The organism is Microbacterium sp. NPDC055357, assembly GCF_053644835.1.
Genome location: NZ_JBSHLZ010000001.1, coordinates 138,779 through 160,188 on the forward strand (window position 1 = coordinate 138,779; position 21,410 = coordinate 160,188).

33 protein-coding genes are annotated in these 21,410 nt (G+C 67.9%); 32 read left to right on the forward strand and 1 reads right to left on the reverse strand.

Going from position 1 to position 21,410, the window contains the following annotated elements:
* The first annotated feature begins 3 nt into the window (after positions 1-3).
* The 31 genes from ACWICD_RS00585 (at position 4) to rplQ (ending at position 18,347) form a co-directional block, all read left to right on the forward strand.
* The gene (locus ACWICD_RS00585) at positions 4-1,323 is read left to right on the forward strand and encodes a formimidoylglutamate deiminase (RefSeq protein WP_454138989.1); all 1,320 of its coding nucleotides are present in this window, start codon (positions 4-6) and stop codon (positions 1,321-1,323) included.
* A gap of 440 nt (positions 1,324-1,763) precedes the next feature.
* The gene (rpsJ, locus tag ACWICD_RS00590; RefSeq protein ID WP_013584016.1) at positions 1,764-2,072 is read left to right on the forward strand and encodes a 30S ribosomal protein S10; all 309 of its coding nucleotides are present in this window, start codon (positions 1,764-1,766) and stop codon (positions 2,070-2,072) included.
* 7 nt (positions 2,073-2,079) lie between these two features.
* The gene (gene rplC / locus ACWICD_RS00595; RefSeq protein WP_376129512.1) at positions 2,080-2,739 is read left to right on the forward strand and encodes a 50S ribosomal protein L3; all 660 of its coding nucleotides are present in this window, start codon (positions 2,080-2,082) and stop codon (positions 2,737-2,739) included.
* 4 nt (positions 2,740-2,743) lie between these two features.
* Positions 2,744-3,442 (forward strand): 50S ribosomal protein L4, encoded by a 699-nt coding sequence (rplD, locus tag ACWICD_RS00600; RefSeq protein ID WP_454138990.1) that lies wholly within the window; start codon positions 2,744-2,746, stop codon positions 3,440-3,442.
* Positions 3,439-3,738, forward strand: a complete 300-nt coding sequence (gene rplW / locus ACWICD_RS00605) for a 50S ribosomal protein L23 (RefSeq protein ID WP_454138991.1) — start codon at positions 3,439-3,441, stop codon at positions 3,736-3,738. Before rplD ends, rplW begins: the two co-directional genes overlap by 4 nt.
* 26 nt (positions 3,739-3,764) lie before the next feature.
* Positions 3,765-4,604: a 50S ribosomal protein L2 gene (rplB, locus tag ACWICD_RS00610; RefSeq protein ID WP_376129504.1), complete on the forward strand. Its 840-nt coding sequence runs from the start codon at positions 3,765-3,767 to the stop codon at positions 4,602-4,604.
* A gap of 9 nt (positions 4,605-4,613) precedes the next feature.
* Positions 4,614-4,895, forward strand: coding sequence for a 30S ribosomal protein S19 (gene rpsS / locus ACWICD_RS00615; RefSeq protein ID WP_248170013.1), 282 nt, complete (start codon positions 4,614-4,616; stop codon positions 4,893-4,895).
* A gap of 37 nt (positions 4,896-4,932) precedes the next feature.
* On the forward strand, positions 4,933-5,349 hold the full coding sequence (rplV, locus tag ACWICD_RS00620) for a 50S ribosomal protein L22 (RefSeq protein ID WP_376129501.1): 417 nt from the start codon (positions 4,933-4,935) through the stop codon (positions 5,347-5,349).
* On the forward strand, positions 5,349-6,110 hold the full coding sequence (rpsC, locus tag ACWICD_RS00625) for a 30S ribosomal protein S3 (protein WP_376129499.1): 762 nt from the start codon (positions 5,349-5,351) through the stop codon (positions 6,108-6,110). The genes rplV and rpsC overlap by 1 nt, the downstream gene beginning before the upstream one ends.
* Complete coding sequence (gene rplP / locus ACWICD_RS00630; protein ID WP_376129497.1) at positions 6,110-6,529, forward strand: 50S ribosomal protein L16; 420 nt, start codon at positions 6,110-6,112, stop codon at positions 6,527-6,529. Before rpsC ends, rplP begins: the two co-directional genes overlap by 1 nt.
* The gene (gene rpmC, locus ACWICD_RS00635; RefSeq protein WP_159846875.1) at positions 6,529-6,843 is read left to right on the forward strand and encodes a 50S ribosomal protein L29; all 315 of its coding nucleotides are present in this window, start codon (positions 6,529-6,531) and stop codon (positions 6,841-6,843) included. Before rplP ends, rpmC begins: the two co-directional genes overlap by 1 nt.
* Positions 6,843-7,169 (forward strand): 30S ribosomal protein S17, encoded by a 327-nt coding sequence (rpsQ, locus tag ACWICD_RS00640; RefSeq protein ID WP_376129494.1) that lies wholly within the window; start codon positions 6,843-6,845, stop codon positions 7,167-7,169. Before rpmC ends, rpsQ begins: the two co-directional genes overlap by 1 nt.
* Entirely contained in the window at positions 7,166-7,534 is a 369-nt protein-coding gene (gene rplN, locus ACWICD_RS00645) for a 50S ribosomal protein L14 (RefSeq protein WP_376129491.1), read from the forward strand. Before rpsQ ends, rplN begins: the two co-directional genes overlap by 4 nt.
* A 2-nt stretch (positions 7,535-7,536) precedes the next feature.
* On the forward strand, positions 7,537-7,896 hold the full coding sequence (gene rplX, locus ACWICD_RS00650) for a 50S ribosomal protein L24 (RefSeq protein ID WP_376129489.1): 360 nt from the start codon (positions 7,537-7,539) through the stop codon (positions 7,894-7,896).
* Positions 7,897-7,898: 2 nt separating this feature from the next.
* Positions 7,899-8,489: a 50S ribosomal protein L5 gene (gene rplE / locus ACWICD_RS00655; protein WP_376129487.1), complete on the forward strand. Its 591-nt coding sequence runs from the start codon at positions 7,899-7,901 to the stop codon at positions 8,487-8,489.
* 134 nt (positions 8,490-8,623) lie between these two features.
* The gene (rpsH, locus tag ACWICD_RS00660; protein ID WP_376129485.1) at positions 8,624-9,022 is read left to right on the forward strand and encodes a 30S ribosomal protein S8; all 399 of its coding nucleotides are present in this window, start codon (positions 8,624-8,626) and stop codon (positions 9,020-9,022) included.
* A gap of 6 nt (positions 9,023-9,028) precedes the next feature.
* Complete coding sequence (rplF, locus tag ACWICD_RS00665; protein ID WP_376129482.1) at positions 9,029-9,565, forward strand: 50S ribosomal protein L6; 537 nt, start codon at positions 9,029-9,031, stop codon at positions 9,563-9,565.
* Between the two features lie 2 nt (positions 9,566-9,567).
* Entirely contained in the window at positions 9,568-9,927 is a 360-nt protein-coding gene (gene rplR, locus ACWICD_RS00670) for a 50S ribosomal protein L18 (protein WP_376129479.1), read from the forward strand.
* Positions 9,924-10,616: a 30S ribosomal protein S5 gene (gene rpsE / locus ACWICD_RS00675; protein ID WP_376129476.1), complete on the forward strand. Its 693-nt coding sequence runs from the start codon at positions 9,924-9,926 to the stop codon at positions 10,614-10,616. Before rplR ends, rpsE begins: the two co-directional genes overlap by 4 nt.
* On the forward strand, positions 10,616-10,801 hold the full coding sequence (gene rpmD, locus ACWICD_RS00680; RefSeq protein ID WP_045275468.1) for a 50S ribosomal protein L30: 186 nt from the start codon (positions 10,616-10,618) through the stop codon (positions 10,799-10,801). Before rpsE ends, rpmD begins: the two co-directional genes overlap by 1 nt.
* Entirely contained in the window at positions 10,801-11,355 is a 555-nt protein-coding gene (gene rplO, locus ACWICD_RS00685; RefSeq protein ID WP_376129474.1) for a 50S ribosomal protein L15, read from the forward strand. Before rpmD ends, rplO begins: the two co-directional genes overlap by 1 nt.
* A 101-nt stretch (positions 11,356-11,456) precedes the next feature.
* Entirely contained in the window at positions 11,457-12,779 is a 1,323-nt protein-coding gene (gene secY / locus ACWICD_RS00690) for a preprotein translocase subunit SecY (protein WP_376129471.1), read from the forward strand.
* Between the two features lie 104 nt (positions 12,780-12,883).
* Entirely contained in the window at positions 12,884-13,486 is a 603-nt protein-coding gene (locus tag ACWICD_RS00695) for an adenylate kinase (protein WP_376129567.1), read from the forward strand.
* Between the two features lies 1 nt (position 13,487).
* Entirely contained in the window at positions 13,488-14,324 is an 837-nt protein-coding gene (map, locus tag ACWICD_RS00700) for a type I methionyl aminopeptidase (RefSeq protein ID WP_376129468.1), read from the forward strand.
* 16 nt (positions 14,325-14,340) lie between these two features.
* Positions 14,341-15,012: a DsbA family protein gene (locus ACWICD_RS00705; RefSeq protein WP_376129465.1), complete on the forward strand. Its 672-nt coding sequence runs from the start codon at positions 14,341-14,343 to the stop codon at positions 15,010-15,012.
* Positions 15,013-15,159: 147 nt separating this feature from the next.
* Positions 15,160-15,381: a translation initiation factor IF-1 gene (gene infA / locus ACWICD_RS00710; protein WP_017201569.1), complete on the forward strand. Its 222-nt coding sequence runs from the start codon at positions 15,160-15,162 to the stop codon at positions 15,379-15,381.
* Positions 15,382-15,460: 79 nt separating this feature from the next.
* Positions 15,461-15,577: a 50S ribosomal protein L36 gene (gene rpmJ / locus ACWICD_RS00715; protein WP_376129462.1), complete on the forward strand. Its 117-nt coding sequence runs from the start codon at positions 15,461-15,463 to the stop codon at positions 15,575-15,577.
* A gap of 214 nt (positions 15,578-15,791) precedes the next feature.
* Positions 15,792-16,166: a 30S ribosomal protein S13 gene (gene rpsM / locus ACWICD_RS00720; protein WP_376129460.1), complete on the forward strand. Its 375-nt coding sequence runs from the start codon at positions 15,792-15,794 to the stop codon at positions 16,164-16,166.
* Between the two features lie 32 nt (positions 16,167-16,198).
* Positions 16,199-16,597 (forward strand): 30S ribosomal protein S11, encoded by a 399-nt coding sequence (gene rpsK, locus ACWICD_RS00725; protein WP_376129457.1) that lies wholly within the window; start codon positions 16,199-16,201, stop codon positions 16,595-16,597.
* 174 nt (positions 16,598-16,771) lie between these two features.
* Positions 16,772-17,761 carry a DNA-directed RNA polymerase subunit alpha gene (locus ACWICD_RS00730; protein WP_376129455.1) on the forward strand — a complete coding sequence of 330 codons (990 nt, stop codon included), beginning with the start codon at positions 16,772-16,774 and terminating at the stop codon, positions 17,759-17,761.
* 31 nt (positions 17,762-17,792) lie between these two features.
* Positions 17,793-18,347, forward strand: a complete 555-nt coding sequence (gene rplQ / locus ACWICD_RS00735) for a 50S ribosomal protein L17 (protein ID WP_376129453.1) — start codon at positions 17,793-17,795, stop codon at positions 18,345-18,347.
* 97 nt (positions 18,348-18,444) lie between these two features.
* Here rplQ and ACWICD_RS00740 read toward each other — a convergent pair whose 3' ends face one another.
* Positions 18,445-20,466, reverse strand: coding sequence for an acyltransferase family protein (locus tag ACWICD_RS00740; protein WP_454138992.1), 2,022 nt, complete (start codon positions 20,464-20,466; stop codon positions 18,445-18,447).
* 85 nt (positions 20,467-20,551) lie between these two features.
* Here ACWICD_RS00740 and truA point away from each other — a divergent pair, with 85 nt between their 5' ends.
* Positions 20,552-21,388 (forward strand): tRNA pseudouridine(38-40) synthase TruA, encoded by an 837-nt coding sequence (gene truA, locus ACWICD_RS00745; protein WP_454138993.1) that lies wholly within the window; start codon positions 20,552-20,554, stop codon positions 21,386-21,388.
* The last annotated feature ends 22 nt before the right edge of the window (positions 21,389-21,410 follow it).

Sequence of the window (21,410 nt, forward strand, 5' to 3'; positions counted from 1 at the left end):
ACGATGGGCACCTTCTGGCTCGAGCACGCGGCCATCGGCGACGACGTCGTCGCCGGCGTGCGACTGATCGAGCGGGACGGCATCATCGTCGACCACGTCGTGGAGGAATCCCCCCGCGAGGGGGATGCGCAGCTGCGCGGTCTGACCGTGCCGGGGTTCGCCAACGCGCACTCCCATGCGTTCCACCGCGTCCTGCGGGGGCGCCTCAGTCACGACGCCGGCGACTTCTGGAGCTGGCGGACGCTCATGTACCACGCCGTCACGCGACTGGATGTCGACCTCTACCGGCGGACGGCGACGGCCGTCTACGCGGAGATGGTGCTCGCCGGCTACACCGTGGTGGGCGAGTTCCACTACGTGCACCATCGGCCCGACGGGCGCCCGCACGACGTCGTCAACGCGATGGGGCACGCCCTCATCGAGGCCGCGCGGGATGCCGGGATCCGCCTCACGCTCCTGGACACCATGTACTTGCGCGGAGGACTCGACGAGGACGGCCGTTCCGTGCCGCTGGAGCCGGCGCAGCGCCGGTTCTCGGACCGCGATATCGAGGGATGGTTCGCGCGACATGACGGGCTGTCGGCGGGTCCGCTCGTGCAGATCGGCGCAGCGATCCACTCCGTCCGCGCCGTGGATGTGCGCGGACTCGGACGGATCGCCGCCCGGTTGCAGCAGCGTCCCGTGCACGCGCATGTCTCCGAGCAGCCCCGGGAGAACCAGCAGGCGCTCGCGGCGTATGGCTGCACGCCCGTGCAGGCTCTCGAAGAAGCCGGTCTCCTGGGTCCCGCCTTCACCGCCGTCCACGCGACCCACCTCACCGACGAGGATGTGCAGGCGCTCGCGTCGAGCGGGAGCACGGTCTGCTTCTGTCCGACCACCGAGCGCGACCTCGCCGACGGCATCGGCCCCGCACGCGTGCTCGTAGAGGCGGGGGTCAGGCTCGCGATCGGCAGCGACCAGCACGTCATCGTCGATCCCTTCGACGAGCTGCGCGCCCTCGAGGGCCACGAGCGGCTCGCCTCGGGCAGACGCAGCAACTTCTCGCCGTCGCAGCTGCAGCGCATCGGCGGCTCGAACGGCTACGCGTCACTGGGGTGGAACGGCGGCCGGATCGAGCGCGGCGCGGTGTGCGATCTCGTGACGATCGACACGCGGAGCGTGCGCACCGCGGGGGCTCTGCCGGATCAGGTCTGGCTGAGCGCCGCGGCATCCGACGTGCGCGACGTCGTCGTCGCGGGCCGGCCCCTCGTCGCGAACGGGCGGCACCGTCTCGGTGACGTCGATGAGATGCTGGCGGCTGTCGTGGACGAGGTCTTCCGCTGAGCAGGGATGCCACTTCCCGCCCGCGCGGAACGGTACTCGGGGGCCGTGGGAACCGGGGCGCCGCGCACCTGTTGTCGCGACACGCCCGAGTTTGCGACACGCCCGGGCTGCACGTACACTAGTGAGGTTCCACATTCCGACGTGCCTTCGCTGTGCAGGTCGGATCACTGCCAGGGCAGTGCATAGGCGGCGCGAGAGCGCAGAGTCCTAGGCCGCGGGCAGCAGAACACCAATCCACTCCCTCGACAGGTTCGAGCACCGGGATGCCCGGAGATCGAACTGCACGTATGCGTGCGGTCGGGGAGGGAGCCGGAGGCGCAGGCCGCCGGTTTGACACGAGAACAGTGGTGCACCAGTGCCAGGGCGTGCAAGCGCCGCAGTGCGTCCAATGCCCCCGGGGTCCCCGGGCCGGTAAGACGCGGATAGAGAGTGAGCAGACAATGGCGGGACAGAAGATCCGCATTCGCCTGAAGTCGTACGACCACGCCGGCCTCGATTCGTCGGCCCGCAAGATCGTCGACACCGTGACCCGTGCGGGCGCGACCGTCGTGGGCCCCGTGCCCCTTCCGACCGAGAAGAACGTCGTGTGCGTCATCCGGTCGCCCCACAAGTACAAGGACAGCCGCGAGCACTTCGAGATGCGCACCCACAAGCGCCTCATCGACATCATCGACCCGACGCCCAAGGCCGTCGACTCGCTGATGCGTCTCGACCTCCCGGCCGACGTCAACATCGAGATCAAGCTCTGAGGTCGACATGGCTGATATCAACTCCAAGGTTTCCAAGGGCCTGCTGGGCACGAAGCTCGGCATGACCCAGGTTTGGGACGAGAACGGCAAGGTCGTTCCCGTCACCGTCATCGAGGTGGCACCCAACGTCGTCACCCAGGTGCGCACGCCCGAGAAGGACGGCTACAAGGCCGTCCAGATCGCCTACGGCCAGATCGACCCCCGCAAGGTCAACAAGCCGCAGACCGCCCACTTCGAGGCCGCCGGCGTGACGCCGCGTCGCCACCTCACCGAGATCCGCACGGCGGATGCTGCTGACTACTCACTCGGTCAGGAGCTCACGGTCGACGGTGTCTTCGAAGCCGGTCAGCTCGTCGACGTCGTCGGCACGAGCAAGGGCAAGGGCACCGCGGGTGTCATGAAGCGCCACAACTTCAAGGGCGTCTCGGCATCTCACGGTGCACACCGCAACCACCGCAAGCCCGGTTCGATCGGCGCCTCGTCGACCCCGAGCCGTGTCTTCAAGGGCATGCGCATGGCCGGCCGTATGGGTGGCGAGCGCGTGACCGTCCTCAACCTCACGGTGCACGCCGTCGACGCCGAGAAGGGTCTGCTGCTCGTCAAGGGCGCCGTCCCCGGCGCGCGTGGCCGCATCGTCTACGTCCGCAACGCAGTGAAGGGTGCCTGAACTCATGGCTGACTCGACTCTCGCGCTCGACGTGCGCAAGTCCGACGGCAAGAAGGCCGGCTCCGTGGAGCTGCCCGCCGCGATCTTCGACGTCAAGACGAACATCCCGCTGATCCACCAGGTCGTCGTCGCGCAGCGCGCGGCGGCTCGCCAGGGCACGCACGCGACCAAGACCCGAGGCGACGTCTCGGGCTCGGGCCGCAAGCCGTTCAAGCAGAAGGGCACCGGTAACGCCCGTCAGGGTTCGGTGCGCATGCCGCAGCACCGCGGCGGTGGCACCGTCCACGGCCCGCAGCCGCGTGACTACTCGCAGCGCACGCCCAAGAAGATGATCGCCGCCGCGCTCCTCGGTGCGCTGAGCGACCGCGTCCGCGGCGAGCGTCTTCACGTCGTGGAGTCCTTCGGCATCGAAGGCGCCCCCTCGACGAAGGCCGCTGCCGCCGTCCTCGCCGGCTTCGGCGCGGCCAAGAACGTCCTGGTCGTCATCGACCGTGACGACGAGCTCAGCATCCGCAGCCTGCGCAACCTCGCATACGTGCACGTGCTGACCTTCGACCAGCTGAACGCCTACGACGTGATCGTCTCGGACGACATCGTCTTCACCAAGGCCGCCTTCGACGCGTTTGTCTCGACCAAGCTCGACACAAGTGCCGCTGCGAAGTCCGGCGCCACCACCGTGAGCACCGAGGAGGTCTCGGCATGAGCACCGTGAACAAGGACCCGCGCGACATCATCCTGAAGCCGGTCGTCTCCGAGAAGAGCTACGGGCTCATCGACGAGGGCAAGTACACGTTCCTCGTGGACCCCCGCTCGACGAAGACCGAGATCAAGCTCGCCATCGAGAAGATCTTCGGCGTCAAGGTCGCCGCGGTCAACACGATCAACCGCGTCGGCAAGTCCCGCCGCACCCGCTTCGGCACGGGCAAGCGCAAGGACACCAAGCGCGCCATCGTGACGCTCAAGTCGGGCACCATCGACATCTTCACGGCAGTCGGCTGACGGTCGGGATAGAGGACTAGAGAACAATGGCTATTCGCAAGTACAAGCCCACGACCCCGGGTCGCCGCGGCTCGTCGGTGGCTGACTTCGCCGAGATCACCCGATCGACGCCTGAGAAGTCGCTCCTTCGCCCGCTGAGCAAGACCGGTGGCCGCAACAACCAGGGCCGCATCACGACGCGTCACATCGGTGGCGGTCACAAGCGCCAGTACCGACTGATCGACTTCCGTCGCAACGACAAGGACGGCGTCAACGCCAAGGTCGCTCACATCGAGTACGACCCCAACCGCACCGCGCGCATCGCGCTGCTGCACTACTTCGACGGCGAGAAGCGCTACATCCTCGCGCCGAACAAGCTGAAGCAGGGCGACATCGTCGAGTCGGGTGCCGGCGCCGACATCAAGCCCGGCAACAACCTGCCGCTGCGCAACATCCCCACCGGTACCGTGATCCACGCGATCGAGCTCCGCCCCGGCGGCGGCGCGAAGATGGCGCGTTCGGCCGGTGTGTCGGTGCGTCTCGTCGCCAAGGACGGCCCCTACGCGCAGCTTCGTCTGCCGTCGGGCGAGATCCGCAACGTCGACGCGCGCTGCCGTGCGACGATCGGCGAGGTCGGCAACGCCGAGCAGTCGAACATCAACTGGGGCAAGGCCGGCCGCAACCGCTGGAAGGGCATCCGCCCGACCGTCCGCGGTGTCGCGATGAACCCGGTCGACCACCCGCACGGTGGTGGCGAGGGCAAGACGTCCGGTGGACGCCACCCCGTCTCCCCCTGGGGTCAGGCAGAGGGTCGCACCCGCCACCCCAACAAGGAGAGCGACAAGTACATCGTCCGCCGTCGCAACGCCGGCAAGAAGCGCAAGTAGGAGTAGAGGATGCCTCGCAGCCTTAAGAAGGGCCCCTTCGTCGACGAGCACCTGCTTCGCAAGGTCGTCTCCCAGAACGAAGCCGGTTCCAAGAACGTCATCAAGACCTGGTCCCGTCGCTCGATGATCATCCCGGCCATGCTGGGTCACACGATCGCCGTGCACGACGGTCGCAAGCACATCCCTGTGTTCGTGAGCGAGACCATGGTCGGTCACAAACTGGGCGAATTCGCGCCCACCCGCACCTTCCGCGGCCACGAGAAGGACGACAAGAAGGGTCGCCGCCGCTGACGCGGGGCGCTCTCGACAGAGATTAGGAGGAGAAGCAATGGTGGATTCCATCGCACGCGTGAAGCACATCCGCGTGACCCCTCAGAAGGCTCGCCGTGTCGTCGCTCTCATCAAGGGCAAGCAGGCTCAGGAGGCCTTGGCCATCCTGAAGTTCGCTCCGCAGGGCGCCAGTGAGCCGATCTACAAGCTCGTCGCCGCTGCCATCGCGAATGCTCGCGTGAAGGCGGACAAGGACGGCGAGTTCCTGGACGAGCAGGACCTGTACGTGGCCAACGCGTACGTCGACGAGGGCACGACGCTCAAGCGTTTCCAGCCCCGCGCTCAGGGTCGCGCTTTCCAGATCAAGAAGCGCACGAGCCACATCACGGTCGTGCTCTCCACGCCCGAGGTCGCAGACGCGGCTCCGGCAGCGTCGACAAGCTCAACGACCGGTAAGAAGAAGGCGAGCAAGTAATGGGCCAGAAAGTCAACCCGTACGGCTTCCGCCTCGGCATCACCACCGACCACGTGTCGCGCTGGTTTTCCGACTCGACGAAGCCCGGCCAGCGCTACGCGGACTACGTGGCCGAGGACATCAAGATCCGCAAGCTGCTGCAGAAGAACCTCGACCGCGCGGGCGTCAGCAACATCGAGATCGAGCGCACGCGTGACCGCGTTCGCGTCGACATCCACACCGCCCGCCCGGGCATCGTGATCGGCCGCCGCGGCGCCGAGGCCGAGCGCATCCGCGCCGACCTCGAGAAGCTCACCGGCAAGCAGATCCAGCTCAACATCCTCGAGGTCAAGAACCCCGAGGCCGACGCGCAGCTGGTCGCCCAGGGCGTGGCCGAGCAGCTCTCGGCTCGCGTGGCGTTCCGCCGCGCGATGCGCAAGGGTCTGCAGGGCGCGCAGCGCGCCGGCGCCAAGGGTGTCCGCATCCAGGTGTCGGGCCGTCTCGGCGGCGCCGAGATGAGCCGTTCGGAGTTCTACCGCGAAGGCCGTGTGCCGCTGCACACGCTCCGCGCGAACATCGACTACGGCTTCTACGAGGCCAAGACCACCTTCGGCCGCATCGGCGTGAAGGTCTGGATCTACAAGGGCGACCTCACCAACAAGGAACTCGCGCGTGAGCAGGCGAATGCGCCGAAGGCACCCCGCGGTCGTGACGACCGTGGCGGCGACCGTCGCCGTGGCCCCCGCAACGAGGCCCCCGTCGCAGAAGGAGCGTCTGCCTGATGCTTATTCCCCGCAAGGTCAAGTACCGCAAGCAGCACCACCCGGGTCGCTCCGGCCAGGCCTCCGGCGGCACCAAGGTGTCGTTCGGTGAGTTCGGCATCCAGGCGCTCACGCCCGCGTACGTGACGAACCGTCAGATCGAGTCCGCTCGTATCGCGATGACCCGTCACATCAAGCGCGGCGGCAAGGTGTGGATCAACATCTACCCCGACCGCCCGCTCACCAAGAAGCCCGCCGAGACCCGCATGGGTTCGGGTAAGGGCTCGCCGGAATGGTGGGTCGCGAACGTCAAGCCGGGCCGCGTCCTCTTCGAGGTCGCCGGTGTCAGCGAGGAACTCGCTCGCGAAGCCCTCACCCGGGCAATCCACAAGCTGCCGCTCAAGGCACGCATCATCAAGCGCGAGGAGGGCGACGCGTAATGGCGATCGGCACCAAGACGCTCGCCCCGAGCGAGCTCGACACGTTCGAAGACCAGCGCCTGGTCGAAGAGCTGCGCAAGGCCAAGGAAGAGCTGTTCAACCTGCGCTTCCAGTCGGCCACCGGCCAGCTCGAGAGCCACGGCCGCATCCGTGCGGTCAAGCGCGACATCGCGCGGCTGTACACCGTCATCCGTGAGCGCGAGCTCGGCATCCGTGCCACGCCCGCACCGCTGGAGACGGCGACGAAGGCGAAGAAGACCAAGGCCAAGAAGGCGGATGCCGCTGACGAGGCGACGAAGGAAGAGGCTGAGTGATGGCCACCAAGAAGGCTGAAGAAGCCGTCGTGACCGGTCACGAATCGGCTGAGCACGACGTGCGCGACGTGGACGCCCGCGGTTACCGCAAGTCGCGCCGCGGCTACGTCGTGAGCGACAAGATGGACAAGACGATCGTCGTCGAGGTCGAGGACCGCGTGAAGCACCCTCTCTACGGCAAGGTCATCCGTCGCACGTCCAAGGTCAAGGCACACGATGAGGGCAACACCGCCGGCATCGGCGACCTGGTCGTCATCAACGAGACCCGCCCGCTGAGCGCCACCAAGCGCTGGCGCCTCGTGGAGATTCTGGAGAAGGCCAAGTGATTCAGAACGAATCCCGCATCAAGGTCGCCGACAACACCGGCGCGAAGGAGCTGCTCACCATCCGCGTGCTCGGCGGCTCCGCACGTCGCTACGCCGGCGTGGGCGACATCATCGTCGCGACGGTCAAGGACGCGATCCCCGGCGGAAACGTCAAGAAGGGCGACATCGTCAAGGCTGTCGTCGTCCGCACCGTCAAGTCCACCCGTCGTCCCGACGGTTCCTACATCAAGTTCGACGAGAACGCCGCCGTCATCCTGAAGAGCGACGGGGAGCCTCGCGGCACCCGCATCTTCGGACCGGTCGGTCGTGAGCTTCGTGACAAGAAGTTCATGAAGATCGTCTCGCTCGCCCCGGAGGTCATTTGATCATGGCGAAGATCAAGAAGGGCGACCTGGTTCAGGTCATCACGGGCGCCAAGCCCGAACGCGGCGGCGACCGCGGCAAGCAGGGCAAGGTCCTCGAGATCCTGTCCGAGCAGAACCGCGTCATCGTCGAGGGCGTGAACTACGTCACCAAGCACACCCGCGTGGGCCAGACCCAGCGCGGAGCCAAGACGGGCGGCATCGAGACGATGGAAGCCCCGATTCACATCTCCAACGTCGCACTCGTCGACCCCTCGAGCAAGAAGCCGACCCGCGTCGGTCACCGCGTCGAGGAGCAGACGAAGGACGGCGTCAAGCGCACCGTCCGCGTGCGTTACGCGAAGAAGTCAGGCAAGGACCTCTGAACATGAGCAACGCCACTGCCGTGGAGGCTGGCAAGATCCAGCCCCGCCTGAAGCAGAAGTACCGGAACGAGATCAAGAAGCAGCTGCAGGAAGAGTTCGGCTACGCGAACGTCATGCAGATCCCCGGTCTCGTGAAGATCGTCGTGAACACGGGCGTCGGCGAAGCCGCGCGCGACAGCAAGGTGATCGACGGCGCGGTCTCGGACCTCGTCCAGATCACCGGCCAGAAGCCGATCGTCACGAAGGCACGCAAGTCGATCGCTCAGTTCAAGCTGCGCGAGGGCCAGCCCATCGGCGCACACGTCACCCTCCGCGGTGACCGTGCGTGGGAGTTCCTCGACCGCCTCGTGAACCTCGCGCTGCCGCGTATCCGCGACTTCCGCGGGCTTTCGCCCCAGCAGTTCGACGGTCACGGCAACTACACGTTCGGTCTCCAGGAGCAGTCCGTGTTCCACGAGATCGACCAGGACCGGATCGATCGCGTGCGCGGCTTCGACATCACGATCGTCACCGATGCGAAGACGGACGACGAGGGCCGCGCACTCCTGCGCCACCTCGGCTTCCCGTTCCGCACCGAGAACGCACAGGCCTGATCTTCGGATGCCGCGGGTTCGGCGCACGGCGCCTGCCCGCGGCATCCGTTCCCACAACTGAATACTGCTGAATCATCGAAGGTCGGCCGGCGTGTAACGGTGTGTCGAAACCTCATGAACAAAGGAAAACAACCATGACGATGACAGACCCGGTCGCAGACATGCTGACCCGTCTGCGCAACGCGAACTCGGCACACCACGACTCCGTGGCCATGCCCAACTCGAAGCTCAAGACGAACATCGCCGAGATCCTCACGAAAGAGGGCTACATCGCGGGGTGGGAGATCAGCGACGCACGCGTCGGCCAGACCCTCACCATCTCGCTGAAGTACGGCCCCAACCGCGAGCGGTCGATCGCCGGCATCAAGCGCGTCTCCAAGCCCGGTCTGCGCGTGTACGCACGCTCGACCGAGCTGCCCACCGTGCTCGGTGGTCTCGGCGTCGCGATCCTGTCCACCTCCTCCGGTCTTCTCACGGACCGTCAGGCCGAGCAGAAGGGCGTGGGCGGGGAAGTTCTCGCCTACGTGTGGTGATCTGACATGTCGCGTATCGGACGCCTTCCCATCGACATCCCCGCCGGCGTGACCGTCTCGGTCTCCGGTCAGGACGTCACCGTCAAGGGCCCCAAGGGCGAGCTGACGCTCGCCGTGGCTCGCCCCCTCGAGGTCAAGGTCGAGGAGAACCAGGTCATCGTGACCCGGCCCGACGACGAGCGCGAATCGCGCTCGCTGCACGGCCTGACCCGCACCCTGATCAACAACAACATCATCGGTGTCACGCAGGGCTACTCGAAGGGCCTCGAAGTCGTCGGCACGGGCTACCGCGTCGCGCAGAAGGGCAGCTCGCTCGAGTTCGCACTCGGCTTCTCGCACCCCGTGCTCGTCGACCCGCCCACCGGGATCACGTTCTCGGTCGAGGGCAACAACAAGGTCACCGTGACCGGCATCGACAAGCAGGCCGTCGGTGAGGCGGCTGCGAACATCCGCAAGATCCGCAAGCCCGAGCCCTACAAGGGCAAGGGTGTGCGTTACGCGGGCGAGGTCGTCCGCCGCAAGGCCGGAAAGGCTGGTAAGTAAGCATGGCTGTGAAGTCGAAGTCCGACGCCCGCGCGCGTCGTCACGCCCGCCTTCGCAAGAAGGTCGTCGGCACTGCCGAGCGTCCCCGCCTCGTGGTCACGCGTTCCTCGCGTCACGTGTTCGTCCAGCTCGTCGACGACAGCCAGGGTCACACCGTGGCCTCGGCGTCGACGCTCGAGACCGATCTGCGTTCGTTCGACGGTGACAAGACCGCCAAGGCGCGCAAGGTCGGCGAGCTCGTCGCCGAGCGTGCGAAGGCCGCCGGCGTCGAAGACGTCGTGTTCGACCGCGGTGGCAACCGCTACGCGGGCCGGGTCGCGGCGATCGCCGACGGCGCCCGCGAGGGAGGTCTGAACCTGTGAGTGAGAACAAGGAGAACGAAGTGACCACGACCGCTGAGCCGGCTGCGGCCACCGAGGCACCCGCCACGGAGGCGCCCGCCGAGCGCGAGCGCGAGCCGCGCCGCGGCGGACGTGAGCGCAACCAGAACCAGCGCGACCGTGGTCGCGACCGCAACGAGAGCCAGTTCCTCGAGCGCGTCGTCACCATCAACCGCGTGTCGAAGGTCGTCAAGGGCGGCCGTCGCTTCAGCTTCACGGCGCTCGTCGTCGTGGGTGACGGCAACGGTCTCGTGGGCGTCGGCTACGGCAAGGCCCGCGAAGTGCCCCTGGCCATCTCGAAGGGTGTCGAAGAGGCCAAGCGCAACTTCTTCCGCGTGCCCCGCGTCGGCAAGACCATCCCGCACCCCGTGCAGGGTGAGACCGCCGCAGGCGTCGTGCTGCTTCGCCCCGCCGCCGCGGGTACCGGTGTCATCGCCGGTGGTCCCGTGCGCGCCGTGCTCGAGTGCGCCGGCATCCACGATGTCCTCTCGAAGTCGCTCGGCTCGTCGAACACGATCAACATCGTGCACGCGACGGTCACGGCGCTGAAGATGCTCGAGGAACCCCGTGCGGTCGCCGCGCGCCGTGGCCTGGACTACGACCAGGTTGCACCGGCGATCCTGCTCCGCAACGAGGCCAAGGCCGCTGAGGCAGCGAAGGCAGGTTCATGATGGCCGAACGTCTGAAGGTCACACAGGTCAAGTCCAAGGTGAGCGAGAAGCAGAACCAGCGCGACACGCTGCGTTCGCTCGGTCTCAAGCGGATCGGCGACTCGGTCGTCCGTCCGGACGACGCGCAGACGCGCGGTTACGTCAAGACCGTCGCCCACCTCGTGAAGGTTGAGGAGATCGACTAATGGCTGAGAAGGCCGAGAAGAAGGACGAGGCCGTCACGGCCGCGCCCAAGAAGGCTGCCGCCAAGAAGCCGGCCGCCACCAAGGCCGCGCCGAAGAAGGATGCCCCGGCATCCCGGCCCGGCGTCCTCAAGGTGCACCACCTGCGTCCCGTCCCGGGCGCCCACACCGCCAAGACCCGTGTGGGTCGCGGTGAGGGCTCGAAGGGCAAGACAGCCGGTCGCGGCACCAAGGGCACGAAGGCCCGCAACACCGTGCGGGTCGGCTTCGAGGGCGGCCAGATGCCGCTGCACATGCGTACGCCGAAGCTGCGCGGGTTCAAGAACCCGTTCCGCGTCGAGTACCAGGTCGTGAACCTCGAGAAGCTCGCCGAGCTCTACCCGTCCGGTGGAGACGTCACCGTGAGCGACCTCGTCGCAAAGGGAGCCGTCCGCAAGAACGAGAAGGTCAAGGTGCTCGGCACCGGCGACATCTCGGTCAAGCTCACCGTGTCCGTCGACAAGGTCTCGGGTTCCGCCGAGCAGAAGATCGTCGCGGCAGGCGGCACCGTCAAGTAACACGCACGGAGAGGGCCGGAGGACATCCTCCGGCCCTCTCTGGGCTAACCTGGGTTTCGTGTGCGCTGCGAGCGCACCGGCATCCCCCTGGAGGCATCGTCTTGTTCAGCGCCATTGCGCGGATCTTCCGTACACCCGACCTGCGGCGGAAGATCGCCTTCACGCTCGCGATCATCGCCATCTATCGGCTCGGCGCGCACGTGCCGACTCCGTTCGTGGACTTCCCGAACGTGCAGTCCTGCCTGAGAGATTCGGCGGGGACCGAGGGCCTCCTCTCGCTCGTGAACCTGTTCTCGGGCGGCGCCCTGCTGCAGCTGTCGATCTTCGCGCTGGGCGTCATGCCCTACATCACCGCGACGATCATCACGCAGCTCCTGCGCGTCGTCATCCCGCACTTCGAGGCGCTCCACAAGGAGGGCCAGGCGGGCCAGGCGAAGCTCACGCAGTACACCCGCTACCTCACGATCGCCCTCGCGCTGCTGCAGTCGACAACTCTCGTCACCGTGGCTCGCAGCGGTCAGCTGTTCGGCTTCACCGGCATCCCCGAGTGCGAGCAGCTGCTGACGAACGACGTGTGGTGGGCCCAGCTGCTCATGATCATCACGATGACCGCCGGCACCGGCCTCATCATGTGGTTCGCCGAGCTCGTCACCGAGCGCGGCATCGGCAACGGCATGTCGCTGCTCATCTTCGTCTCGATCGCGGCGACCTTCCCCGGTTCGCTGTGGGCCATCGCACAGGCGCGTGGCTTCGAGGTCTTCCTGCTCGTGCTGGCCGTCGGCATCCTCGTCATGGCGCTCGTCGTCTACGTCGAGCAGTCGCAGCGCCGCATCCCCGTCCAGTACGCCAAGCGCATGGTCGGGCGCCGCACGTACGGCGGCACGAACACGTACATCCCGATCAAGGTCAACCAGGCCGGCGTCGTGCCGGTCATCTTCGCCTCGTCGCTGCTGTACATCCCCGCGCTCATCGCGCAGTTCAACCAGCCGCAGCCGGGCGAAGAGGTTCCGGCATGGGTGACCTGGATCCAGCAGTACCTCGTCACGGGCGACCACCCGCTCTACATGGCGCTGTACTTCCTGCTCATCGTCGGCTTCACGTACTTCTACGTCGCGATCACGTTCAACCCCGTCGAGGTCGCCGACAACATGAAGAAGTACGGCGGGTTCATCCCCGGCATCCGTGCCGGGCGTCCGACCGCCGAATACCTGGACTACGTGCTCACGCGCATCACCGCGCCCGGCTCGATGTACCTCGGTCTCATCGCCCTCATTCCGCTTGTCGCCCTGTCGACGGTCGGCGCGAACCAGAACTTCCCGTTCGGCGGCGCATCGATCCTCATCATCGTCGGCGTCGGACTGGCGACGGTGAAGGACATCGATGCTCAGCTCCAGCAGCGTCACTACGAAGGGCTCCTCCGTTGACGAACACGCCTCAGCACCCCCACCACGACCGCCACGAGGGACACCTCGCGTTCGGCGAGCACGAGCAGCACCGCGAAGGCGCGGCGCACCGCCGCGACGAAGAGGTGCCGCTTCAGCCGGCGCGACTCGTGCTGGTGGGTCCGCAGGGCTCGGGAAAGGGCACGCAGGCCGCGCGCATCGCTGAGCTGTTCGGCATCGCCGCGATCTCGACCGGTGACGTCTTCCGTCAGAACATCAAGGACGAGACCGACCTCGGTCGCCAGGTGAAGGCCGTCATCGAGGCGGGGGATCTGGTGTCCGACGCGCTGACCTTCGAGGTCGTGCGCGATCGTCTGGGTGAGCCCGACGCGGCGACCGGCTTCCTGCTCGACGGATTTCCGCGCAACCTCGGCCAGCTCGGCATGCTCGACGAGTACCTCGTCACGCGTGACGAGCCGCTGACCGCCGTGCTCGAACTGGGCGTGGCGCGCGCCGTGAGCGTCGATCGCCTGCGCCGTCGCGCGCTCGAACAGGGCCGCACGGATGACACGGAAGAGGTCATCGAGAACCGCCTGGCGATCTATGAGCGCGAGACGGCACCGATCCTCGAGGTCTACCGCGACCGGGGCATCGTCGACTCGATCGACGGCGTCGGCTCGCTCGACGAGGTGACGGCACGCGTCATCGGCGCGCTCCGCGCCCGCGGGATCGTCCCGACCGCTTCCTGACGTGCTGCGCCGCTCCATCTACAAGACGCCCGCCCAGCTGCGGGCGATGATCGAGCCCGGTCGCATCACGGCGGCTGCGCTCGACGCCGTTCGCGCGCTCGTGGCACCCGGTGTCACGACCGCCGAGCTGGATGCCGCGGCATCCGCTGCGATCACCGAGCGCGGCGCGGAATCGAACTTCCAGCTCGTGCGGGGCTATCGCCACACGATCTGCGCCTCGGTCAACGAAGAGGTCGTGCACGGCATCCCGGGCGAGCGCGTTCTGCAGCCCGGTGACATCCTGTCCGTCGACGCGGGCGCGCAGTTCCGCGGCTGGAACGGCGACTCCGCCTTCAGCGTCGTGCTGCCCGACCCCTCGCGACCCGACGTCGTCGCCGCGCGGCAGCGGCTGTCCGACGTCACGCAGGGGTCGCTGTGGGCCGGCATCGCCGCGCTCGCGGGAGCGAAGCACCTCGGTGAGATCGGCGCCGCGATCGAGGACCACATCGAGGCGAACGCCCCCGAGGGCGGGTACGGCATCCTGCGCGATTACGTCGGGCACGGCATCGGCCGGAAGATGCACGAGTCGCCGTCGGTGTTCAACTACCGGGTCTCCGACCCCGGGCCCGAAGTCCGCCCCGGACTCGTGCTCGCGATCGAGCCCATGGTCGTCATCGGCGACCAGGAGACCTTCATCGAAGATGACGGCTGGACCGTCTCGACCCTCGACGGAACCGCCGGTTCGCACTGGGAGCACAGCGTCGCGGTGCACGACGACGGCATCTGGGTGCTGACGGCACCCGACGGCGGCGCGGAGGGACTCGCGCCATTCGGCATCACCCCCCGACCCATCGGCTGAGGCCGGAGAGGAAGTCATGGCACAGGCACGCAAGGTCAACCCGTTCGCGATCTGGATCAGCATCGGCGTCGTCGTGGCGCTCATCCTCGTGACGGTGCTGGTCGTCTGGATGAACAACACCGCGAACGCCCCGGGTCCCCGGCCGGAGAGCTCGGGCATCAACTCCGAGACCGGCGCCATCCAGGTCGGCACCGGATCCGACGAGCTCGATGTGTGGTTCGACTTCTACTGCTCGCACTGCCAGAACTTCGAGAAGACGTACGGCCCGACGGTCGACGATCTGCTCGACGAGGGCACGATCACCGCGAACCTCTTCCCGGTCGCGCTCGCGAACCTCAACGCCGCATCGGGAACGGACTTCTCGGAGCGTTCGGCGAACGCCATGTACTGCGTCGCCGAGGCCGCACCGGACGCGTCCTACCCCTTCATGCAGGCCGTCTTCGGTGCAGGCCCCACGGGTGGAGGGCTCACCGACGAGCAGCTGATCTCCGAAGCCGAGAAGGCCGGAGCGACGGGCATCGACACGTGCGTCGAAGAGCGCGAGTACGTCGACTTCGTGCGGAAGCAGACCAACTCGATCCCCGAGGGCCCCGGCGGAGGCGCCGGCACCCCGACGATCGTCCTCAACGGCGATTTCGTGACCCTGACGGGCGACCCCGCGGCCGACCTCCTCGCGCCGCTGCGCTGATCGCGGGGCCGCGGCACCGCGGTTTGCCGCCGGCCCCACTATCACGTATGCTTGAGTGTTGGTGCCTTGCGCCTTTATTGGCGTGTCGGGAACCGCAATCCCATCCATCCGCAGACCGACCGGTCTGCTGCGAGTGTTAGCGAGCGTATGGCGAAGAAAGACGGTGTCATCGAGATCGAGGGCGTGATCTCCGAGGCTCTGCCCAACGCGATGTTCCGCGTCGAGCTCAGCAACGGACACAAGGTCCTCGCCACGATCTCGGGCAAGATGCGACAGAACTACATCCGCATCATCCCCGAGGACCGCGTCGTCGTAGAGCTTTCGCCCTACGACCTCACGCGCGGCCGCATCGTCTACCGCTACCGCTAGACCGGTCGAGAAGTAACGCCCGCTCGTCCCTGAGCTCGTCGAAGGGTCGCGCGCGGCGAAGACAGCGAAACAGGAAATCATGAAGGTCAATCCCTCCGTCAAGCCCATCTGCGACCACTGCAAGGTCATCCGTCGCCACGGTCGCGTCATGGTGATCTGCAAGTCGAACGCACGTCACAAGCAGCGCCAGGGTTGAGTCGAGTCGGGTGACTTTCGCGAAGCGGAACTCACGCGATTCGACTCAAGATCGAGTAGCGCCGCCGCAGGCGACGCGTATCGAGATCTGACACACAACTGAACACATCACACAGGCAGGTTCGGAACCGGCGCTTCGGCGCAGGGGACACCTCGGGCGGAGGCCCGAGCACAGATCCTGCTCCATACCTCCACCTACTCCTTAGGAGAGCCGCATGGCACGTCTTGCCGGCGTCGACATCCCGCGCGATAAGCGCGTGGTGATCGCCCTTACCTACATCTACGGCGTTGGCCGTACCCGCTCGAGCGAGATCCTCACCGCGACGGGCATCGACGAGAACGTCCGCGTCAAGGACCTCAGCGACGACCAGCTCATCGCCCTCCGCGACCACATCGAGGGCACCTACAAGGTCGAGGGTGACCTCCGCCGCGAGGTGGCCGCCGACATCCGCCGCAAGGTCGAGATCGGCTCCTACGAGGGTCTGCGTCACCGCCGCGGCCTCCCGGTGCGCGGGCAGCGCACGAAGACGAACGCGCGTACCCGCAAGGGTCCGAAGCGCACGGTCGCCGGCAAGAAGAAGGCGCGCTAAGCGCGGCCCCGAAGGTTCAGGAGAACACGCACATGGCACAGGCCAAGTCCGCCGCGCGCAAGCCGCGCCGCAAGGAGAAGAAGAACATCGCGCTGGGCCACGCCCACATCAAGTCGACGTTCAACAACACGATCGTCTCGATCACCGACCCGTCGGGCGCCGTCATCAGCTGGGCGTCGTCGGGTGGCGTGGGCTTCAAGGGCTCGCGCAAGTCGACGCCGTACGCCGCCGGCATGGCGGCCGAGGCTGCTGCCCGTCAGGCGCAGGAGCACGGCGTCAAGAAGGTCGACGTCTTCGTGAAGGGCCCGGGCTCGGGTCGCGAGACGGCGATCCGTTCGCTCACCGCCGCTGGTCTCGAGGTCGGTTCGATCCAGGACGTCACTCCGCAGGCGCACAACGGGTGCCGCCCGCCCAAGCGCCGCCGCGTCTGATCCCACTCACGCGCCGCGCGTGGCCTGCTCGCACCGTGCCGGTTGTCGAGTAGGCCGCGCGTCGGCCGCTTCGAGACATCGGATGCCTGGGCCCCAGGCATCCCCCGAGTAGAACTCAACACCTCACACACCGCACGTGTCATATAGCGGGCACGTGATCGAAAGGAACACATAGTGCTCATTGCACAGCGTCCCACCCTGACCGAGGAGAAGATCGGGGAGTTCCGCAGCCGCTTCATCATCGAGCCGCTGGAGCCCGGCTTCGGCTACACGATCGGCAACGCGCTGCGTCGCAGCCTTCTCTCGTCGATCCCCGGCGCCGCCGTCACGTCGATCCGCATCGACGGAGTGCTGCACGAGTTCAGCACCATCCCCGGGGTCAAGGAGGATGTCACCGAGATCATCCTCAACATCAAGCAGCTCGTCGTCTCGAGCGAGCGCGACGAGCCCATCACCGCCTACCTGCGCAAGACCGGCGCCGGTGAGGTCACGGCCGCCGACATCTCCGCGCCCGCCGGTGTCGAGGTGCACAACCCCGAGCTGGTCATCGCGACGCTGAACGACACCGCGAAGTTCGAGCTCGAGCTGACGATCGAGCGCGGTCGCGGCTACGTCTCGGCGACCCAGAACCGCAACGAGTACGCCGAGGCCGGCCAGATCCCGGTCGACTCGATCTACTCGCCCGTGCTGAAGGTCTCGTACCGCGTCGACGCGACGCGTGCCGGGGAGCGCACCGACTTCGACAAGCTCGTCCTGGACGTCGAGGCGAAGCCGTCGATCGCTCCGCGTGACGCGGTGGCATCGGCCGGTCGCACGCTGACCGAGCTGTTCGGGCTCGCCCGCGAGCTGAACGTCGAGGCCGAGGGCATCGAGATCGGCCCCGCGCCGGTCGAGACGGTCCTCTCGAACGAGCTGTCCATGCCGATCGAGGACCTGGATCTGTCGGTCCGCTCGTACAACTGCCTCAAGCGCGAGGGAATCAACACGGTGTCCGAGCTGGTCGCCCTGTCGGAGACCCAGCTCATGAACATCCGCAACTTCGGCCAGAAGTCGGTCGACGAGGTGCGCGACAAGCTCGTCTCGCTCGGACTGTCGCTCAAGGACTCGGTTCCCGGGTTCGACGGCGCGCACTTCTACGGCGGCTACGAAGACGAAACCGTCTGATCGATCGACACTCACCCTGGAGTAACTGAGAATGCCTAAGCCCACGAAGGGTCCCCGCCTCGGAGGCGGCCCCGCACACGAGCGTCTGCTGCTTGCGAACCTCGCCGCCGCGCTCTTCACGCACAAGTCGATCAAGACGACCGAGACCAAGGCCAAGCGCCTGCGTCCGCTCGCGGAGCGCCTCATCACGTTCGCCAAGCGCGGCGACCTGCACGCGCGCCGTCGTGTGCTGTCGGTCATCGGCGACAAAGAGGTCGTGCACGTCCTCTTCGCCGAGATCGCACCGCTCGTCGCCGATCGTGAGGGCGGTTACACCCGCATCACGAAGGTCGGCAACCGCAAGGGCGACAACGCACCCATGGCCGTGATCGAGCTCGTCCTCGAGCCCGTGACCAAGAAGCCGAAGTCGGCGAAGAAGTCCGCTGCCGCCGAGGCCCCCGCCGCTGAGGCGCCCGCCGCCGAGGCCGAGGTCGCCGAGGAGGCTCCCGCCGAGGACGCCGCGGCCGACGCCGGAGCGGAGTCGCCCGAAGAGGGCGCCGCCGCCGAAGCTGCTGCCGAAGACGCCGTCGAGGCCGACAAGGCCTGACGCGACCGAGTCGCATCACGAGACCCGCACACCCCCTGGGGTGTGCGGGTCTCGGCGTTTCCCGAGCGGATGCCGGTGGTCGCGGCATCCGCTGTCGTCAGTCCGTGCGGACGCGGGGCGACGGCGGAGGGGTGAGGTCGTCATACAGGCGCTGCTTCATCGAGTAGCGGCGCTCGGCGCGCTCCTGCAGCACCTGCTCGATCGTGCCGGCGGCGACGTCGGCGAAGATCCGGCTGCCCTCGGTTCCGGGGTGCACGTGGTCGCCCGCGAGCAGGTCCGTGCGGTCGGCGATCGCGGCCGACCAGTCGGCGACGACGACGTTGGGCCGCCCCTGTGCGAACGCGGCGAGGTCGGCGTTCACGCCGGGGATCCAGTCGCGTGGAGCATAGGCGTTCACGAGAACGACGAGCCTGTCGTCGCCGGCGGCAGCGGCCATCCCCTCGAGCGAGGACGGATCGACGGGGCCGTTGGTGCCGAGCGCGATGACGACGTACGGGCGCAGCGTGCCGCTCGCCGCGAGGGTCTCGAGGATGCCGGGCCCCGCCCACGCCGAGCGCGATACGGCCGCGTCGATGTGGATGCCCGGCAGCCGTTCGAGCAGCGCGGGTGCGGAGGCGAGCATGACGGAGTCGCCGACGGCGGTCACCTGGTCGCCGGTCACCACGACCGGTGCGACGGTGGGCTGCGGTTCTGCGGTGAGCGGGGCGACGGGTCGGGGAGTGGCGGGGGGCGCGGGGGTCGGCGCGTCTGTGGCCGCAGGAGCGGGCGCCTCCTTGGCTCGCTCGAGGGCCGCGGCTCCGGCCGCGACGACGTCTTCGCCTGTGGCGGTCAGAGGCGCCATGGCGATCGCCGCCGACGTGCCGCCCACCACGAGCGTTCCCGCGACGATCGTCGCGAGTGCCCCGAGCCGGGCAGCGGGCGTGCCGCGCAGTCTGGTGAGCAGCATCCGGAATGATCCGAGGAATCCGTGGCGACGTACCGGCGTCTCGACGAAGCGGTACGACAATTCGGCTGAGGCCAGGGTGAGGGCGAGCACGCCCACGCCGATCCAGGGCGAGAAGCCGGCGTCGGGGGCCGTGCCCTGCACGCCGGCGACGACGAGGACGAGCAGCGGCCAGTGCCAGAGGTAGATGCCGTACGACCGGTCGCCGATCCAGCGCAGCACCGGCTGGTCGAGCGCGGGACCGAAGACCGAGCCCGGCCAGATCCCCGCCGCGATGGCGATGACGCTCAGCAGGCTCGCCGCCAGCACGGCGCCGGGGAAGGTTGCCGCGGTCATGGTCGGAGGCACGAGCGCGAGCGCTGCGATTGCGATGAGTGACGCACCGCCCAGGACGGCGGTGACGACGGCGGCGCGGCTCGGCATCCGACGGCCGGCGATCCGGGGCTGCACGACGGTCCAGCCGTCCGCGAGCGTCACGTCGGCCGGCGTGGGCCTCGCTCGGTGCACGACGCCGAACAGCGCGAAGGCGAGGGCGACGCCGAGCAGGATGCCGAACGCGTGCGTGTCGGTCCCGAAGTAGCCGCGGGTGATGCCGCCGGTCGATGCGACGACGCCCATCCACACGGCCGAGGCCGCGGCGAGGGCGAGGACGGCGACGATCCGCCCCCAGGCCCGCGGGATCAGCAGGAACAGGGGCAGCAGGATCGGCCACAGGACGTAGAACTGCTCTTCGACGGCGAGCGACCAGAAGTTGCGGAAGAGTTCGGGCGCCGCGGCGCTGAAGTAGCCGTCGCCTCCCGCGATCGACAGCCAGTTGTAGCTGAAGGTGAACGCTCCGAGGACCTGGGCGCCCAGACGCACGAGCACATCGCCGCCGATGACCCAGGCGGCGGTCGCGCAGACCGTCACGACGAGGGCGAGGGCGGGGAGCAGGCGTCTGGCGCGACGCCGCCAGAAGGCCCGCAGGCGGATGCGACCGGCGGCCGCGTGCTCGCGCAGCAGCAGCGTCGTGATGAGGAAGCCGCTGATGACGAAGAACACGTCGACGCCGATGAATCCACCCGGCAGCTGTGGCGGGAAGAGGTGGTAGACCACGACGAGCCCCACCGCGATCGCACGGAGCCCATCCAGTCCCGCATAGCGGGTGGTGGCGGTTGCGGGCGCAGTGAACGTCATGACTTCTTCCGGGCGAGACGGACAGTCTACGTCCGGCCTCCGACAGCAGGCCGGGAGAACGCCGGGCGTCAGTAGGCTGATTCCCGTGCGGATACGTCTCGACATCGCCTACGACGGCACCCACTTCCGCGGGTGGGCGCGGCAGCCGGGTCTGCGTACCGTTCAGGGCACGCTCGAAGACGCCCTCGCCCGCATCCTGGGTGGCGAGCCGCGGCTCGTGGTCGCCGGTCGCACCGACGCCGGCGTCCACGCCGCGGGCCAGGTCGCGCACCTCGACCTCGACGACGCACAGCGCGCGCGACTCGAGGCGAGACGCGCGTCGACGACGCCCGTCGACGCCCTCGCGGCGAGGATCACCGGTGTCACGGGGGCCTACTCCGACGTCGCCGTGCACCGCTCGACGCTCGCTCCCGTGGGCTTCGACGCCCGGTTCTCGGCCGTGTGGCGCCGCTACGAGTACCGCATCGCCGATCGGACGGCCGGCTACGACCCCCTCGACCGATTGCGCACGACGACCGTGCGGTCCGCGCTCGACGAGCAGCAGATGGATGCCGCGGCCCGGTCTCTCCTGGGGCTGCACGACTTCGCCGCCTACTGCAAGCCCCGTGACGAGGCCACCACGATCCGCACGCTGCTCGAGTTCGGATGGCATCGAGATGACCGCGGCGTGCTCATCGCGCACGTTCGCGCGGACGCCTTCTGCCACAGCATGGTGCGCGCCCTCGTGGGGGCGTGCGTCGCGGTCGGCGAGGGCAGGCTCGATGTCGAGGACGTGGCGGACATCCGCGACGCCCGAGAGCGCGTGCCCGAGGTGAAGGTGCTCGCCGCGCGCGGGCTGACCCTGACCGAGGTCGGATACCCCGCCGATGACCTGCTTGCGACGCGTGCCGAGCAGACCCGGGCCCGCCGTGACCGCGAATGACGCGGAAGTCCTCGTCGCTCAC

Excerpts from the sequence above, each read along its gene's own strand:
- rpmD (WP_045275468.1), top strand. The coding sequence starts at position 10,616 with ATGGCCGAACGTCTGAAGGTCACACAGGTCAAGTCCAAGGTGAGCGAG.
- rplC (WP_376129512.1), top strand. The coding sequence starts at position 2,080 with ATGGCTGATATCAACTCCAAGGTTTCCAAGGGCCTGCTGGGCACGAAG.
- rplB (WP_376129504.1), top strand. The coding sequence starts at position 3,765 with ATGGCTATTCGCAAGTACAAGCCCACGACCCCGGGTCGCCGCGGCTCG.
- ACWICD_RS00585 (WP_454138989.1), top strand. The coding sequence starts at position 4 with ATGGGCACCTTCTGGCTCGAGCACGCGGCCATCGGCGACGACGTCGTC.
- rplE (WP_376129487.1), top strand. The coding sequence starts at position 7,899 with ATGAGCAACGCCACTGCCGTGGAGGCTGGCAAGATCCAGCCCCGCCTG.
- rplW (WP_454138991.1), top strand. The coding sequence starts at position 3,439 with ATGAGCACCGTGAACAAGGACCCGCGCGACATCATCCTGAAGCCGGTC.
- rplD (WP_454138990.1), top strand. The coding sequence starts at position 2,744 with ATGGCTGACTCGACTCTCGCGCTCGACGTGCGCAAGTCCGACGGCAAG.
- rpsQ (WP_376129494.1), top strand. The coding sequence starts at position 6,843 with ATGGCCACCAAGAAGGCTGAAGAAGCCGTCGTGACCGGTCACGAATCG.
- rpmC (WP_159846875.1), top strand. The coding sequence starts at position 6,529 with ATGGCGATCGGCACCAAGACGCTCGCCCCGAGCGAGCTCGACACGTTC.
- rpsH (WP_376129485.1), top strand. The coding sequence starts at position 8,624 with ATGACGATGACAGACCCGGTCGCAGACATGCTGACCCGTCTGCGCAAC.
- ACWICD_RS00705 (WP_376129465.1), top strand. The coding sequence starts at position 14,341 with ATGGCACAGGCACGCAAGGTCAACCCGTTCGCGATCTGGATCAGCATC.
- rpmJ (WP_376129462.1), top strand. The coding sequence starts at position 15,461 with ATGAAGGTCAATCCCTCCGTCAAGCCCATCTGCGACCACTGCAAGGTC.
- rplO (WP_376129474.1), top strand. The coding sequence starts at position 10,801 with ATGGCTGAGAAGGCCGAGAAGAAGGACGAGGCCGTCACGGCCGCGCCC.
- rpsK (WP_376129457.1), top strand. The coding sequence starts at position 16,199 with ATGGCACAGGCCAAGTCCGCCGCGCGCAAGCCGCGCCGCAAGGAGAAG.
- rplQ (WP_376129453.1), top strand. The coding sequence starts at position 17,793 with ATGCCTAAGCCCACGAAGGGTCCCCGCCTCGGAGGCGGCCCCGCACAC.
- rpsS (WP_248170013.1), top strand. The coding sequence starts at position 4,614 with ATGCCTCGCAGCCTTAAGAAGGGCCCCTTCGTCGACGAGCACCTGCTT.
- rpsJ (WP_013584016.1), top strand. The coding sequence starts at position 1,764 with ATGGCGGGACAGAAGATCCGCATTCGCCTGAAGTCGTACGACCACGCC.
- ACWICD_RS00740 (WP_454138992.1), bottom strand. The coding sequence starts at position 20,466 with ATGACGTTCACTGCGCCCGCAACCGCCACCACCCGCTATGCGGGACTG.
- rpsC (WP_376129499.1), top strand. The coding sequence starts at position 5,349 with ATGGGCCAGAAAGTCAACCCGTACGGCTTCCGCCTCGGCATCACCACC.
- rplP (WP_376129497.1), top strand. The coding sequence starts at position 6,110 with ATGCTTATTCCCCGCAAGGTCAAGTACCGCAAGCAGCACCACCCGGGT.
- rpsM (WP_376129460.1), top strand. The coding sequence starts at position 15,792 with ATGGCACGTCTTGCCGGCGTCGACATCCCGCGCGATAAGCGCGTGGTG.
- infA (WP_017201569.1), top strand. The coding sequence starts at position 15,160 with ATGGCGAAGAAAGACGGTGTCATCGAGATCGAGGGCGTGATCTCCGAG.
- rplV (WP_376129501.1), top strand. The coding sequence starts at position 4,933 with ATGGTGGATTCCATCGCACGCGTGAAGCACATCCGCGTGACCCCTCAG.
- rplR (WP_376129479.1), top strand. The coding sequence starts at position 9,568 with ATGGCTGTGAAGTCGAAGTCCGACGCCCGCGCGCGTCGTCACGCCCGC.
- rplX (WP_376129489.1), top strand. The coding sequence starts at position 7,537 with ATGGCGAAGATCAAGAAGGGCGACCTGGTTCAGGTCATCACGGGCGCC.
- rplF (WP_376129482.1), top strand. The coding sequence starts at position 9,029 with ATGTCGCGTATCGGACGCCTTCCCATCGACATCCCCGCCGGCGTGACC.